Annotated in this window: 13 protein-coding genes; 5 read left to right on the top strand and 8 right to left on the bottom strand. The window is 51.9% G+C overall.

The features are described from left to right. Nucleotides 1-81: 81 nt before the first annotated feature. Together EA408_05720 and EA408_05715 are read right to left on the bottom strand one after the other, a co-directional pair. Nucleotides 82-423: a LytTR family transcriptional regulator gene (locus tag EA408_05720; GenBank protein TVR73057.1), complete on the bottom strand. Its 342-nt coding sequence runs from the start codon at nucleotides 421-423 to the stop codon at nucleotides 82-84. A 375-nt stretch (nucleotides 424-798) separates the two neighbouring features. Further along, entirely contained in the window at nucleotides 799-2,316 is a 1,518-nt protein-coding gene (locus EA408_05715; GenBank protein TVR73056.1) for a gfo/Idh/MocA family oxidoreductase, read from the bottom strand. A gap of 172 nt (nucleotides 2,317-2,488) precedes the next feature. On the opposite strand from EA408_05715, the gene EA408_05710 reads away from it, so the two are divergent. Both EA408_05710 and EA408_05705 read left to right on the top strand, forming a co-directional pair. Further along, nucleotides 2,489-3,430: a ChbG/HpnK family deacetylase gene (locus EA408_05710; GenBank protein TVR73055.1), complete on the top strand. Its 942-nt coding sequence runs from the start codon at nucleotides 2,489-2,491 to the stop codon at nucleotides 3,428-3,430. Nucleotides 3,431-3,572: 142 nt separating this feature from the next. Beyond that, complete coding sequence (locus EA408_05705; protein TVR73054.1) at nucleotides 3,573-4,700, top strand: ATP-binding protein; 1,128 nt, start codon at nucleotides 3,573-3,575, stop codon at nucleotides 4,698-4,700. A 76-nt stretch (nucleotides 4,701-4,776) separates the two neighbouring features. On the opposite strand, the gene EA408_05700 is transcribed toward EA408_05705, so the two are convergent. From EA408_05700 to EA408_05675, 6 genes are all read right to left on the bottom strand, one after another. Continuing rightward, nucleotides 4,777-6,072 (bottom strand): TRAP transporter large permease subunit, encoded by a 1,296-nt coding sequence (locus tag EA408_05700; GenBank protein TVR73053.1) that lies wholly within the window; start codon nucleotides 6,070-6,072, stop codon nucleotides 4,777-4,779. A gap of 36 nt (nucleotides 6,073-6,108) precedes the next feature. Beyond that, nucleotides 6,109-6,633: a TRAP transporter small permease gene (locus EA408_05695; GenBank protein ID TVR73052.1), complete on the bottom strand. Its 525-nt coding sequence runs from the start codon at nucleotides 6,631-6,633 to the stop codon at nucleotides 6,109-6,111. Between the two features lie 69 nt (nucleotides 6,634-6,702). Continuing rightward, a complete protein-coding gene (locus EA408_05690; GenBank protein TVR73051.1) occupies nucleotides 6,703-7,899 on the bottom strand; it encodes a TRAP transporter substrate-binding protein in 1,197 nt (398 codons plus the stop codon). Between the two features lie 30 nt (nucleotides 7,900-7,929). Further along, the gene (locus EA408_05685) at nucleotides 7,930-8,622 is read right to left on the bottom strand and encodes a bifunctional 4-hydroxy-2-oxoglutarate aldolase/2-dehydro-3-deoxy-phosphogluconate aldolase (protein ID TVR73050.1); all 693 of its coding nucleotides are present in this window, start codon (nucleotides 8,620-8,622) and stop codon (nucleotides 7,930-7,932) included. A 185-nt stretch (nucleotides 8,623-8,807) separates the two neighbouring features. Continuing rightward, on the bottom strand, nucleotides 8,808-10,214 hold the full coding sequence (locus EA408_05680) for a glucuronate isomerase (protein ID TVR73060.1): 1,407 nt from the start codon (nucleotides 10,212-10,214) through the stop codon (nucleotides 8,808-8,810). A gap of 92 nt (nucleotides 10,215-10,306) precedes the next feature. Then, nucleotides 10,307-11,635: a hypothetical protein gene (locus tag EA408_05675; protein ID TVR73049.1), complete on the bottom strand. Its 1,329-nt coding sequence runs from the start codon at nucleotides 11,633-11,635 to the stop codon at nucleotides 10,307-10,309. Nucleotides 11,636-11,734: 99 nt separating this feature from the next. On the opposite strand from EA408_05675, the gene EA408_05670 reads away from it, so the two are divergent. Genes EA408_05670 through EA408_05660 form a run of 3 tightly spaced genes read left to right on the top strand, consistent with a single transcriptional unit; the run spans nucleotide 11,735 to nucleotide 15,013 of the window. Continuing rightward, entirely contained in the window at nucleotides 11,735-12,817 is a 1,083-nt protein-coding gene (locus EA408_05670; GenBank protein TVR73048.1) for a LacI family DNA-binding transcriptional regulator, read from the top strand. Nucleotides 12,818-12,827: 10 nt separating this feature from the next. Further along, a complete protein-coding gene (locus EA408_05665) occupies nucleotides 12,828-13,679 on the top strand; it encodes an SDR family oxidoreductase (protein ID TVR73059.1) in 852 nt (283 codons plus the stop codon). Nucleotides 13,680-13,732: 53 nt separating this feature from the next. Then, nucleotides 13,733-15,013, top strand: coding sequence for a diphosphate--fructose-6-phosphate 1-phosphotransferase (locus EA408_05660; protein ID TVR73047.1), 1,281 nt, complete (start codon nucleotides 13,733-13,735; stop codon nucleotides 15,011-15,013). Nucleotides 15,014-15,019 lie beyond the last annotated feature (6 nt).

Below are 15,019 nucleotides of genomic sequence, written 5' to 3'. Positions count from 1 at the left end.
TTCATACCTGCAGCATTTTTGGAATGAACGACATGAAAAAGGAATGAACGACATAAAAAGTCAAAATCATGACATCATGAATCACTCATTAATTGGATATTCTGAAAACACTTTTTTAACTTGATCCCTTTTAAGCCGTGAAATAGGTATTTTGATGTTACCTTTTAAAAGAAACCTGCAGGCACTATGGTGTTCGACCCAATTTAGATTAACAATAAAGGAGCGATGACAGCGGCAAAAACTACCGCAATTCAATATTGTTTCAAACCAGGATAACATATGATGCACTTTAATCATCTTGTCTTCTGTAAAGTAAATACATGCACGTTTCTCACATCCCTTTATATAAAAAATATCTTTCAGTTTGATGGATCTATTCCCTGCTGTTGTTTTCACGATAAGAGTTTCCGAATCATACCTCATAATAGTAAAATTGGTTTTGTTATAGCAACATTACATTCGTTCTTGGTTTAGCCTCCTATTAATAGGTGCATGATTTCTAAAAACGTGACACAGGTTTTAAAAAAGTTTTCTTGCTGAGACCCATCTGGAAATCTTTAAACTGCAGATTATTAAGGGGGGGGGTGTGTGTTGAAAATTTGTTAATAAAATTTCCGGAGGCTGCAAGAGTTTTCTGTCACAGCTCTATCCATAGATTTTTGCAGTTATTTGGGGTCAGGTATCGAATGCTTTCTTCTCTGCAGTAATTTCGAAACCAGCGACAAAAAAGGTGTGATCAATAACCGACCACACCTTTATACTTTTTTACTCCTGGGTGTTTTCTGATATCTGCCGGTTTCAGATCTCCCACCCGCTGCGGTAAGCTTCCCTGTAGAGGAAGCGGTTGGCATCGGGCGGGTTTGTTATTTCCATCTTTTCAGGGTCGTAGATGACCTTCCTTCCTGCCTTTAGTGCAACTACGGGTAGCAGGGTGGTTTCATTGCACACCTCGACGCTCTGGAAGCTTCCCGGTGACATCTCGCCTTTGAGCACTGCGTTTATCCAGACATCGGTACCGCTTTGTGTTGAGGTTGGCGGAGGATCGGCCTGGCCGGTGAACTCTATCATCCTGCTTTCGGGAATGATACGCGGGTTGTTTGCATGGAACCCCCCGATTATCTTGCCCTTGTCGCCTACGAACATCATACCTTCCCTTGGAAGTTCATTGCCGTCGGCCTCCATTTCAGGCGGGTTGTGAGGCTTCATACCTCCGTCGTACCAGAAAAGGTCGAGTGCCGGGGAACTTCCCCTTGCCTTGAACTTCCACCTGAAGATGCATGAGTGAGGGAAGGAGTGCTGGTTCACAATCATCTGGCATGTCGCTTCGGGTGTGATGATATTGGTGGTAGTGCCCAGCGCTTCTATGCTTACCGGCGGAACGGTGATGCCGAATTTAGTGAAGACGGGCCACAGGCTGTATATGCCCATATCGGCTACGCTGCCTGCGCCGAAATCGTACCATCCGCGATAAACATTATGGGTAAAATTGGGATGGTAGGGCCTGTCGGGCACCGGGCCCAGCCACAGATCCCAGTCAAATCCCTCTGGCACCGGGGGCCTGTCCTCCGGCAGTTGCGGCCACTGTGGCCAAACCGGGCGGAAGGACCAGTTGTGGATCTCTTTGAGGGTTCCGATGGCTCCCTGGTCTATCCAGTCCTTCACAACATCATACTGGTTTCTGCCTGCCCAGGCCAGCAGATGGGTCACCACCCCTGTCTCCCGGGCGGTCTTGACTGTCTGACGTGCCTCATGCACAATGTTCGCGACGGGTTTGTGCATGATCACGTTCTTGCCCTTCTTCATCGACATGATTGCCTGGATGCCATGCTGATGGTCGGGCGTTATGATCTTAACCGTGTCCATGTCGCGCTCCTTCTCAAGCATCTCCCTGAAATCGGAGTAGGCGGTGCAGCCCCTGTAGCTGCCTCCGGGTCTTACATTTGAATAATATTTGTCCACTACCTCTTTACACATATCCCTGCCAGCAGGTATTCCTTTGATATTTGCCCCCCATGAGGAGTCACCCAGAAGCTGCCTGACGGAGTTCCTTATCCCGTTCGGCGACCAGTCCGCGTAGCCCACCGGGTTCTTTGCAGGGTCGCATATTGATACTACCTGTACTCTTTCGTCGGTGATAAGCGAGGTGAGTTCTCTTATCTGCTGGGTTCCGCACCCGATAAGTCCGAGATTGATCTTATCACTTGGAGCCACATAGTTTGCCCCGCCCAGTACATGGCGGGGTACCACGGTAAGCGCAACAGCAGAGCCGGTCATACCCAGGAACTGCCGCCGGTTGATTTTTTTTGATTCTGACATTTTTGAAAGGTTTTGGAATTTGAGTGATTGAATGGAAGAATGAGATAAATGTACGTTTTTTTCAAAGATTGGCATTATCTTGGGGAGGTTATTTGATAAAAGCATTAAGCTTCGCAGAGGCTAACCATATGTATCATAAGCAGAACAGCCTCCGAACCAAAAACCTCGTGAAATGAAGAAAGCCATTTTAAGATTTTTAGCGCACACAAAAATGAAGCTTGCAGGGCTAATTCCATCTGACCATAATTATAAAAATATAAGCAGATTAATGATGCTGATCATTTTGATCCTGTCAGTCAGTGCCTGGGTTGATGGCCGTGATAAGGGAAGCGTCAGGCTCATCGTCCGCGCCGACGATATTGGCGTTGCACGTTCGGTCAACGAAGCGGTAATCGACAGCTATCTGAACGGGATAGTTACCACAGTCGAGCTGATGATGCCGGTAGCCTGGTTTCCCGATGCCGTCAGACTTCTTGATGAAAATCCGCAGGTCAATGTCGGACTTCACCTGACCCTTACCAGCGAATGGGAGAGGATGAAGTGGAGGCCGCTTACCAATGCAACTTCCATTACATGTTCCGACGGCTATTTCCTGCCGATGATCTGGCCCAACCCCAATTTCGGTCCGCATGAAGTACTGAGTGACGCGGACTGGTGCCTGGAAGAGATTGAGGCGGAGTTCAGGGCGCAGATAGAGATGGGCCTCAGGCACGTGCCCCGCGCAACACATATAACCGGCCATATGGGGTGCGGGCAGTGGCACGATGATGTAAGGGAACTGTGGGGGAGGCTGGCCGATGAATACGGTCTCCGCATATTTCCCGAGGAACTGGGTGTAGGGCGTATGCCCGGCTGGGGCCGGGAAAGGGATCTGGAGAAACGGGTGGAGATCTTTATCCGGAACCTTCGCAACCTGGAGCCCGGAACATGGCTTTTTGTCGAGCACCCCGCTTACGACACCCCCGAGATCCGCGCCCTTGGCCATACAGGTTATGAAGATGTGGCAGCCGACCGTGAGGGAGTTACCAGGGTATTTACCGACCGGCGGGTCATTGAAGCCATCAGTGAACTTGGCATCGAACTTATCAGTTACAGCGATCTGATCAGACCCTGAATCATAGTATAATAATTTTGAGTTACGACTCAAATATATTATAATAATATTGAGTTATAACTCAGAATTATGTATATTTGAGGCTTGTTTGTTGACTTACCGGAGAATAAGTATTTAAGAGGTTTTGAAAAATTGACAGGGTATGGTAACCAGACTGCTGGAAAGTATTGTTAATGAGAAGTTGTTTACAGGGAAAGCATTGATAATTCTGGGTCCCCGACAGGTAGGAAAATCCACTCTGCTTGCAATGCTTGAAAGCAGGACCTCTGAAAAAGCTTTGATTCTAAATTGCGATAGCAATGATATACGAAAGCAGCTGACAGAACCCGGAATTGCAGTATTAAGAAGGTTGGTGGGCAAACACAGACTGGTAATGATTGATGAGGCCCAACGCGTATTGAATATCGGTCTGACACTTAAAATAGTCATTGATCAGTTGCCGGATGTTCAACTAATCGTGACAGGATCTTCTGCCCTCGATCTTTCCAATATGGTCAATGAGCCTCTTACAGGCAGAAAATTTGAATACCTTCTGTTTCCACTTTCAATTAAAGAGCTGACTGACCATTACGGATATGTTGAGACGAGCCGGAGGCTCAATAATCTTATTGTTTTTGGCTCTTATCCTGATGTGGTTAATAATCCGGGGGCCGAACCGGAAATCTTGAATAACCTCGTCAGCAGCTACCTGTTCAAAGATGTTTTCATGTATCAGGATATCCGTAAACCTGAATTTATTGATAGGTTACTGGAAGCTGTAGCTCTTCAGCTTGCATCAGAGGTATCATACAACGAACTTGCGCAGGTCCTGGGAACAGATTCGCACACTGTACAACGGTATCTAAGCCTGCTTGAGAAGGCATTTATAATCTTCCGGTTGCGTTCATTCAGTCGAAATGCAAGGAACGAGCTGAAAAAAAGCCGGAAGATATACTTTTATGACAACGGGGTCAGGAATGCTATTTTAAGTAATTTCAGTCCTTTGGAAACAAGAACAGACATCGGGGCCCTCTGGGAAAACTATTTTATTTCTGAGCGTTTAAAATATCTGCATTACAACAAAATATACGCAAGACGCTATTTCTGGCGAACAACCCAGCAGCAGGAGGTTGATTATATCGAAGACCATGACGGCAAGCTTAAGGCTTTTGAGTTGAAATGGAATCCTGTGCGGAAATACAAATTTCCATTGACATTTACCAGGAATTATCCTGAAGCCGATTGCAACGTTATCACTCCGGAAAACATTTATGATTTTCTCGGGATATGATGAACGCTGTTTTCAGAACCCGAACAGCCGCGGCAGCCTGTGGATCAGGACTTGAACAACCCTGGCAGCCGGATTATCAGAACCCGAACAGTCGCGGCAGCCAGAGGCTGAGGGCGGGAATGTAGGTTATAAGCATCAGCGCCACTATCATCGCGATGAAGAACGGGATCAGGGGCCTGATAACCTTCATGATGCTGAGGTTTGCCACGCTGCATCCTATAAACAGAAGCGAACCCACCGGAGGGGTACAGAGTCCCACCGTTAGGTTAACCACCATGATTATCCCGAAATGAACCGGATCGACACCCAGGTCGGCCACTACCGGCAGGAAGATCGGGGTGAATATCAGCACTGCCGGGGTCATGTCCATGAATACACCCACGAACAGCAGTATAAGATTAATGATAAGGAGTATCACTATCTTGTTGGTGCTGATGGAAAGCAGTCCCTCGCTCACATTCTGCGGTATGTTGGCGAACGACATCGCCCAGGACATTCCGATTGATGCAGCCACCAGCAGCAGTACGATGGAGGTGACCCTGACGCTTTTCAACAGTATATCTGGAAGATCCTTTATGCGCACCTCACCGTATATGAGTGCAAGTATCAGTGCATAGAGCACTGCAATGGCCGAGGCCTCGGTGGCGGTAAAGATGCCGGCAAGTATGCCCCCGATCACAATCACCAGGAGCAACAGGCTTGGTACGGCGCTGAAGAACCTGACAATCCCGGCGCGGAGACCGGTCCTTTCCCCGACAGGGTAATTCTTACGGTAGGCAATTGCGGCGGCCACACCCATCAGCAGCAGTCCGGTCAGTATGCCCGGAACATACCCCGCGATAAAGAGGGCCGCGATCGAAACACCGCCGCTGGCAAGGCTGTAGACAATGAGGATGTTGCTTGGCGGAATTACCAGTCCGGTCGTCGCCGAGGTAATGTTCACCGCCGCCGAGAACGGTCTGTCATAACCCTCCTCCACCATCTTGGGGGTCATCATGCTTCCTATTGCCGATGCCGAGGCGGCTGCCGAGCCCGAAATGGCCCCGAACAGCATGTTGGCCATCACATTCACAAAGGCGAGTCCACCAGGCAGCCTCCCTACCAGCACCTTGGCAAATTCAATCAGCCGCAGGGCGATCCCTCCCCGGTTCATGAGCTGGCCCGCCAGTATGAAGAAGGGGATTGCCAGCAGCGCGAAACTATCGAGTCCGGTTGCCATCCGCTGGGCGAATGTGGTGAAGGCAGGCAGCGGCATAATATGTATGAGAAGGGTGAGCGAGCCCGATATCCCGATACTGTATGCGATCGGCACACCGAGGACAAGCAGGAAGACAAAGCTGATCACCAGAACATATATTTCGAGGTATTCCATTTCGGGTTTGTGTTTTTGGGGTGGTGAAAGATTTTTTTACAGGGTTGGCCTTTCCTGTTCCGGTACCTGTCCGGGTCCGGGCACCTGCTCCTGCTCATCGGTCTGCGGGTAAACTATATCATAAACCGAGTAGTAGATGATGAACAGTCCGCTCAGCGGAAGCACCAGGTAGACATAGCCCACCGGTATCTGCAGGGCCGACGATACCTGGCTGAGCCGCAGGGTGATATATACCAGGTTTGTCCCGCCAACAACAAGCACTGCCAGGGCAAAGAGGGCAATGAGGAGATTGATCGATATGTTGACCTTTGCTTTCTTTTCCGGCGAAAGCCTGTGATGAAGCAGGTCAATGGCAAGGTGCTCCTTTTTACCGGTTATGTAGGTCGCCCCGAGCAGTCCCACCCAAATCAGCAGGAAGCCTGCCAGCTCGTCGGTAAAGGCGCTGGGATGGCCGACAAGGTAGCGGCTTGCCACCTGCCAGAGTACGTTCAGTACCAGCACGCCCATCAGGATGGTAACAAAGGTCGCGAGGGCGCGGTCGAGATGTTTTCTGATCGTCATGGTAATATTTTTACATTGTACAATTACATTACAGGGTTTTAAGTACCCGGTTAATGCCGTCTGTGAGGGCTACTCCAGAGCCCTGATACGCTCTATCATCCTCCTCATCTGGGGGTCGGCCATATACTGCTCATACAGGGGCTGCACCGCCTCGATGAAGGGTTGCTTGTCCGGATAGAGCACTTCCACGCCTGCTGCCTTGACCATTTCGAGCGAGTGCCTTTCAGATTCGGCCCACAGCTTCCTCTGGTAGGCAACCGATTCGGTTGCGGCCTCCTGCACCCATCTCTGTTCCTCTTCGGTCAGCGTGCCCCATATCTTGGTGCTTATTATCAGCACATCGGGCACCGTTGAATGTTCGTTCAGGGAGTAGTAGCCGCACACCTCGAAATGGTTTGAGAGATAGAAGCTCGGTGGGTTGTTCTCGGCACCGTCAACCACCCCTCCCTGGAGGGCGGTATAGAGCTCGCCCCATGAGATGGGTGTGGGCGAGCCTCCCATGGCGCGGACCATGTTGACGGCCGAAGGACTCGGCTGCACCCGGATTTTAAGTCCCCGTAAATCATCGGGATGGATAACCGGCCTGTCTTTAGTATAGAAGCTGCGGCTTCCCGAGTCATAAAATGCCAGTCCCCGCAGCCAGAACTCCTCGCCATCCATCAGTATCTCCCTGCCGATATCGCTGTCGAGCACCCTTTCTGTATGTTCACGGCCGGTGAATATATAGGGAAGGTTCAGCACACGGTAGCTTGGGGCAAAACTTTCTATTGCGGCTGCCGACACCTTGGTTATGGCGAGGCTCCCTATCTGGAGCATTTCGAGGTTCTCCCTCTCGGTGCCGAGCTGTTCGCTGGGATAGACGTCTATCCTCATGTGACCATCAGATTTCTCTGCCACCAGTTCGGCCATGTAAACCATGCCCTGGTGAACCGAGTGGCTGGGAGATAGTCCGTGACCCAGCTTCAGCACCGTTACATGATCGCGTTCGCCGCAGGCCGTAACCGCAGCCATGAGGAGGAGAAGTCCGGCGATATGCCGCAGCGGGAGCAATTCTGCCAGTCGCCCGATCGGCACCAATCCTGCCAGCCGCCGCAGCGGGAGCAATTCTGCCAGTCGCCCGATCGGCACCAATCCTGCCAGCCGCCGCAGCGGGAGCAATTCTGCCAGTCGCCCGATCGGCACCAATCCTGCCAGCCGCCGCAGTGGGAGCAGTTCTGCCAGTCGCCCGGTAATTCCACAATATAACTTGCTTATGCTTCTTGCCATAACAGCTAAAATATTTTATGTTGCAACAAATTACCCCTTGTTACCGGCAGTGCCGCTTCTTATCTTCTGGAGGAGGCGGACTGCTTCGCGTACCTTCTCCTCAAGGAGTCCGAAATCACGGTTTTTCAGGATATCTTTCGTAATAAGCCTGGAACCGATGCCTACGCAATAGACACCGGCATTGAACCATCCCGCAAGGTTCTCTTCGGTCGGTTCCACACCGCCTGTGGGCATGAGGCTTGTCCACGGCCTTGGCCCGAGCACAGCCCTGACAAATCCCGGGCCCCCGACCTGCGAGCCGGGAAAGATCTTGACAATTTCGGCACCAAGTCTTTCGGACTCCGATATCTCCGTTACGGAGCCGCAGCCCGGTATCCACAATACCTTGCGCTGGTTGCACAGAAAGGCTACATCTTCATGCAGGGAGGGCGATACTATGAAATTTGCCCCGAGCTGCATATAGAGTACGGCGGTCGGGCCGTCAGTCACCGAACCTGCTCCCGTTATCATTTCAGGGCACTCATCAGCCAGCCTTTTGTTGAGCCATGAAAAAACCTCGTGGGCATAATCCCCGCGATTGGTAAATTCAAATGTTTTAAGGCCACCCCTGTAGCAGGCCTTTGCCACTTCGAGGCAGATTTCGGGATCGGGGTTGTAGAAAACGGGTACAATACCCCCGTTTCTCATTCCTGATACCACTTCTGTTCGTGCAAAACGTGCCATAATATTCAAGATTTATTGACGGTCCGGTGCCGCTAAAATATAAAAAAACCGGGACTACCGCACCACTCCCCTGCAGATTGCCGGTGCGCCCGCCGGGGTTGCACCGGCTGTCGTCCGCGCTTTTCCTGCGGGGGATGGGGACAGGCTGCAGAGCTTGTTGCTGCCGGGCCGCATCGCTTACCCTATCACCCGCCGAACCCTAAATAGTTTTTGGCATTGTGGTAGCAGATGTTGCTCACCATGCTGCCAACCAGATCCATGTCGCCCGGCATCTCACCGTTTTCGATATCCTTTCCCAGCAGGTTGCAAAGTATCCTCCTGAAATAGTCGTGCCTGGGGTATGAGAGGAAACTGCGTGAATCGGTCAGCATCCCCACGAACCGGCTCAGCAGTCCCATATTCGAAAGAGTATTCAGCTGCCTCTCCATCCCGTCCTTCTGGTCAAGGAACCACCATCCGCTGCCGAACTGCATCTTGCCCGGCACCGACCCGTCGTTGAAATTGCCGGCCATTGTCACCATTACCTCGTTATCGCGCGGGTTCAGGTTATAAAGGATTGTTTTTGCAAGCCTGCCCTCCATATCGAGGCGGTTGAAAAACCGCGACATTGGCAGTGCCATCTCAAAATCGCCTATCGAGTCAAAACCCTTGTCCGCTCCAATCTTCCTGAACATCCTGGTAGAGTTGTTCCTCAGGGCACCGACATGGAACTGCTGGGTCCATCCCTTCTCATGATCCATTACTGCAAGGTGGAACAGCATGGCCGATTTGAATTTCCAAATTTTATCAGCCGGAAGCAGCTTTCCTGACCTCACCGAAGCGAATATCTCCCTCACCTCGCTATAGGTGTAATCTTCAGCATAAAAACGGTCCAGTCCGTGATCCGACAACCGGCATCCCTGCTCGTGAAAGAAATCATGCCTTTTACGAAGTGCCGTCATCAGCTCGTCGAATTGCGAAACAGACATGTCTGCTGCCTCTTCGAGCTTATCAATATATTCATTGTAGACTACGGGATCGTCAGCCGCCATCGCCCTGTCGGGCCTCCACGTGGGCAGGACCCGTATCTCAAATCCGTCGTTCGCGGTTTTGATATGGTGTTCCAGGCTGTCGGCCGGGTCGTCGGTGGTGCAGACCAGCTCCACCTTCATGGTGCGCATGATGTTTCTTGCACTGAACCCGGGTGTTGCCAGCATTTCGTTGCACTTTTCGTATATGCCTGCTGCGGTTGCCGGGTTCAGCAGCTCCTTTATCCCGAAGGGCCGCTGCAGCTCCATATGTGTCCAGTGGTAAAGAGGGTTTCGCAGGGTGTGGGGCACTGTCTCGGCCCATTTCATGAACTTGTCGCTGTCAGGTGCGCTGCCGGTGCAGTACTCTTCGGGTATCCCGTTGGCCCTCATGGCACGCCATTTATAATGGTCGCCGTCAAGCCATATTTTTGTCATGTTCTCAAACTGCCTGTCGGCCGCAACCTCTTCAGGCGGCAGGTGGCAGTGGTAATCTATTACCGGCAGGTCCCTGGCATAGTCGTTATACAGCCGTTCAGCCGTTTTGTTATGAAGCATAAAGCTGTCGTCCATAAAGTTCTTCATAGTTTCGGGGTTCTGTATGTTTGATTGTTTTATCCGCATGCAGCCAGTATTTAACAGGCATGCAACCGGCAGGCAGTCCGCAGGTAAAATAATTATTTCCGGAAATCAAAGATCCGCCTGAAATGTCTTTCATATATATTTTCGGTTACCTCCTGTCCGATTATATCCCGGTGCTTTTCGAGCAGCCCGGTGAATTTATTTCCCTTTTCAGCGGCTATTTTGTAGGAGACATGAAGCAGTTGCCTCATATCGGGATTATAGGCGGGGTTCTCCGGGTCGTGCCTGAGCGCAGAGGCAAGGCGGCTGCCGTCCCATGACCTCACCTCCCTTTCAGAAGGCAGCCTGTTGCTGTCAATATCGATGACTGCTTCATAGGGCCCGCATAATTCATCAAACCTGAGCAGGGCCTCACCGTAAATCTCAATCGCCATTGCCAGGGCATCACCACCCGCCATTGCCAGTCCGGTCACCTCCTCCAGCCATGTAGTTCCCGCTGTTTTGACATGAATTCCCTTGTTATGTTTTCTTATAAGCTCCCCCATCACCGGGTAGATGCTGAATTTATCGCTGCCGCTGTGAATGCTCAGCTTCAGGTCCTCCGGAAGTCCGAACTCTTTTATGGCATGGTCTATAACCAGCAGGTCCTGCTCAAACTCGAGGGCAAACTGCCTGATGTCGCCCTGGTAGTCGACTCCTTTATTAAATCTGCCGGTGAATTTGGGGGCAATGGTATCGACCGGGATATTTTCCGAGGCCAGTGCCCCGAGTATAAAGAACAGTTCTGGCGGGGACTGGGGAGCGGCCACTTCATCCATTGAGACTTCGGTAATGAAATTGCCTTTCCCTTTCTTAGATTCGATGTACCTGTATACCTCAGCGGCCTGAAGTGCTGCATAAAGGAATTTCTCTGCTGTTGCCTGCAGCATTCCCCCGGTAAGGTCCATCGGGCGTTCAATACCGGGTATGGTGAGTTTGCCGGCATAGGCTGAGAATTTCTCCATGAACTCGCTGATCTCAGCATCACCGGCTTTTTTACCAATGTAGTCGGCCACGTCGATCGTGAAGAAATCGCAACTGTCAATATACCTGTGAACGTTCGACATATTGATATGGTCGGCATCTGCGAACCATGGCTTTTGCCACTGGCTGTTCCTGACCGCTGCCTCGGCTGCTGCCCTGGTTCCGGAGGGTTCTGATCCCACCGTCAGGTGTTCGCGGTTTGACTTGTTCCATACAGGGGTTATCTCAACTCCCTCGCCGGCTGCAATAATGAAGGCCCTTAGCTGGGCTTCTCCCTGGTGCGCGAACCGGTCGCCTACGCCGAAAGAGTATTTGTTAAGTTGCATGTTGCAGTAATTTAGGTGGTTATAAGGGTTGCTTTTCTGCAGCGAAACGGAACACGGCAGCTTGCACCTATCCATAAAAAATACCGTGTGCGTACACGAAAATACGGATATTTTTTATTACTTTGCAAATACGGGAAGGAAATTGGCTGAAATTTAACATTTGGATCCGCGCACATGGGAGAGACAAAGCACCACATACCGAGGATACGGATCATCGACATTGCCCGGCTGGCAGGAGTGTCGGCCGGAACAGTCGACAGGGTGCTGCATGACCGCGGTGAGGTTTCCCGTGCAACCAGGGAGAAGGTACTCGGGATATTAAGGGAGATGGATTACCAGCCCGATATCCTCGCGAGCACCCTGGCCGCGCGTAAAGCCTTCAGGTTTGGCGCCCTTATGCCCCGAAGCACCGATGACAGTCCCTTCTGGAAGTATCCCCTTTCGGGGATAGAAGAGGGATTGCGTGAAATTGCCTATTTCGGGGTGGAAGCGGACAGCTATTTCTTTGACCATGCGAGCAGGGAGGAGTTCCTTTCGAAGGGCCGCGAAATGCTTGGGGGCAACTACCAGGGGGTGATCATCGCACCGGTTTTCACCGAGGAGGCCGCGGTCCTGCTGGAGGAGTGCGCCGGGGCCGGAGTGCCCGTGGTGCTTGTAAATGCTGATATCTGCGACGGCTCCTGCATCTCATTCGTCGGACAGGAATCAGGGCAGAGCGGGGTGGTGGCGGCAAGGCTGATGCATTTCGGACTGGGCAACGAAAGCCGGTTGATGGTAGTCAATTTTACCAGGGAAAAGGGTAACCGCGATCACATACTGAAAAGGGAAGAGGGGTTCAGGAGATACTACGCCGGCATCCTGCCGGAAGCTCAAAAAAGTTTGGTGCAGTTGAATATTCCCGAAACCAACGGAACAAATGCAGAAAGAATTCTTGAGGAAGCCATTTTATCATCTCCCGTCGGCATAAGAGGAATATTCGTCACCAATTCAAGGGTGTTCAGGGTGGCGAGGTTCCTCGAGAAGAAGGGCGCTGAAGATATCGTGCTTATAGGCTATGACCTGCTCGATGAGAACAAGGAGTTCCTCCGGAAGGGGGTCATCGATTTCCTGATAAGCCAGAAACCCCGTGAGCAGGGATACAGGAGCATGATGACCCTTTACCGTCACGTGGTGCTGAGGCAGGAGGTGGAGCGTAGCCAGTACCTCCCGGTAGACATAATAACCAGGGAAAATCTTGAACATTATACATATACTTAACAGTCACATCATGAACAATACAGGCTTTGAAGATCTGAAAGGAAGGGTTTGCATAATAACGGGCGGCGCCGGGGTGCTGGGCGCAGCAATGGCAACCGCCATGTGCAGGGCGGGGGTAAAGACAGTGGTGGCAGACATGAACGAACAGGCGGCAAAGGATCTGGCCGCCAGGCTTCACAATGAATACGGCACCGAAACCATGGGCCTTGAGGTCAATGTCCTGGATAAGTCCGCTCTCCATGAGGCAAAAGATACGGTGATAGGGCGTTTTGGCAGGATCGATGCGCTTGTGAACGCCGCGGGCGGCAATTCGCCGAAAGCCACCACCAAAGTGGAGCAGATAGAGCCGGGAAGCGGCAATGATATATCAGACAATTTTTTCGGACTTGATACGGAAAGCTTCAGGCAGGTTTTCGACCTGAACTTCATGGGTACGCTGCTGCCCACCATGATATTCGGCAATGTGATGACTGACAGGGGCAGGGGGGTGATCATCAACATATCGTCGATGAACTCCATCAGGCCCCTGACAAAGATACCCGCCTACTCGGCGGCAAAAGCGTCGGTAAACAATTTCACCCAATGGCTGGCGGTCCATTTCGGCAAGACAGGTGTGCGTGTGAACGCCATTGCACCGGGGTTCTTTTTGACAGACCAGAACAGGTTCCTGCTTACCGACAAGGGCACGGGTGAGCTTACCCCGAGGGGGAAAAGGATAATTGAGAACACCCCAACCGGTAAATTCGGCAAACCTGAGGATGTGCAGGGGGTCATTCTCTTTCTGCTCTCTGATAGCTCATCATTCATCAATGGTGTGGTGCTGCCTGTCGACGGGGGCTACAGCGCTTTCGGGGGAGTGTAGCAGTGACAGAAGCGAAGCTGATAATGAAATGTCAGAAACTAAAATAAACAGGTATGGGTAAAAATGTTATCGTAGCACAGTCCGGCGGACCCTCGCCGGTAATCAACAACTCGCTCAGGGGAATAGTGGAAACGTGCCGCATGTTCCCGAAAGAGTTTGGAAAGGTTTATGCAGGCTGGCACGGTATTGAGGGGGTCCTGAAAGAGGAGCTTCTCGACCTGTCATCGCAGCCGCAGGAGGAGATATCGCTGCTTCGTACCACCCCGGCCGCAGGCAGCATCGGCACATGCCGCTACAAGCTGAAGGACGGCCAGGAACAGGATTTCGACAGGGTGATCGAGGTGTTCAGGACACACGATATCGGGTACTTCTTTTATATCGGGGGCAACGACTCCCAGCACACCGCTTTCAGGGTAAGCGAGCTTGCCAGGGAGCGCGGCATGAAGCTGGTGGCCACCGGCGTTCCCAAGACAATAGACAATGACGTGGGCGACAGCGAATTCAAGCTGATAGACCACACCCCCGGCTACGGCAGCGTGGCCCGTTACTGGTCGCATATAATCCAGAACGCCAACGAAGAGAACATGGGCTCGTCGCCCGCCGACCCGGTGCTGGTGATACAGGCCATGGGCAGGAAGATAGGGTTCATACCCGCCGCCGCCAGGCTTGCCGATCCCGACAGGAAGATGCCCCTGCAGATCTACATGACCGAGTCGGGCGTCACCCTTGAGCAGATGGCCGACAATGTGAACGACCGGCTCAAAAAGGACGGCCGTTGCATCGTGGTGGTGAGCGAGGGGTTTGACGTGGGCGACATTGGTGGGGTGAAAGATGCGTTCGGGCACACCTCTTTCGGCTCAAGCAAGGTTTCCGTTTACCAGAGCGTTGTCAATTACCTGAACGGTAAGGGACTGAAGGCCAGGGGTGCGGCGCGGGGACAGGTCATGGGTACCGACCAGCGCGACACCATGGTATATGCCTCGACAGTCGACCTTGAAGAGGCCTACAAGGTTGGGCAGAAGGCGGTCGACATTGCAATGAACGACGGTAACGGCTGGATGGCGACCATACTGAGGGAGCCCGGGATTATCTACAACGTGAGGTACGACAAGGTGCCGCTCGAAAAGGTGGCCCTCAGCGAAAGGTTCTTCCCTAAGCAGTGGATAGCCCCCGGCGGCATTGACGTTACCGACGAATTCGTGAGCTATGCCCGTCCCCTCATTGGCGAGGACTGGGTGTCGGTGCCGCTAATCGGCGGTATTCAGCGTTTCGCAAAGCTGCTGCCCCTGTTCGCGAAGAAGCGCCTGCCCTCCTACGTGCCCGAGGCTTACTGATGCTGA

Source organism: Marinilabiliales bacterium (genome assembly GCA_007695015.1).
Taxonomy (GTDB): Bacteria; Bacteroidota; Bacteroidia; order Bacteroidales; family PUMT01; genus PXAP01.
This window is presented reverse-complemented; position numbering and strand designations above follow the sequence as displayed.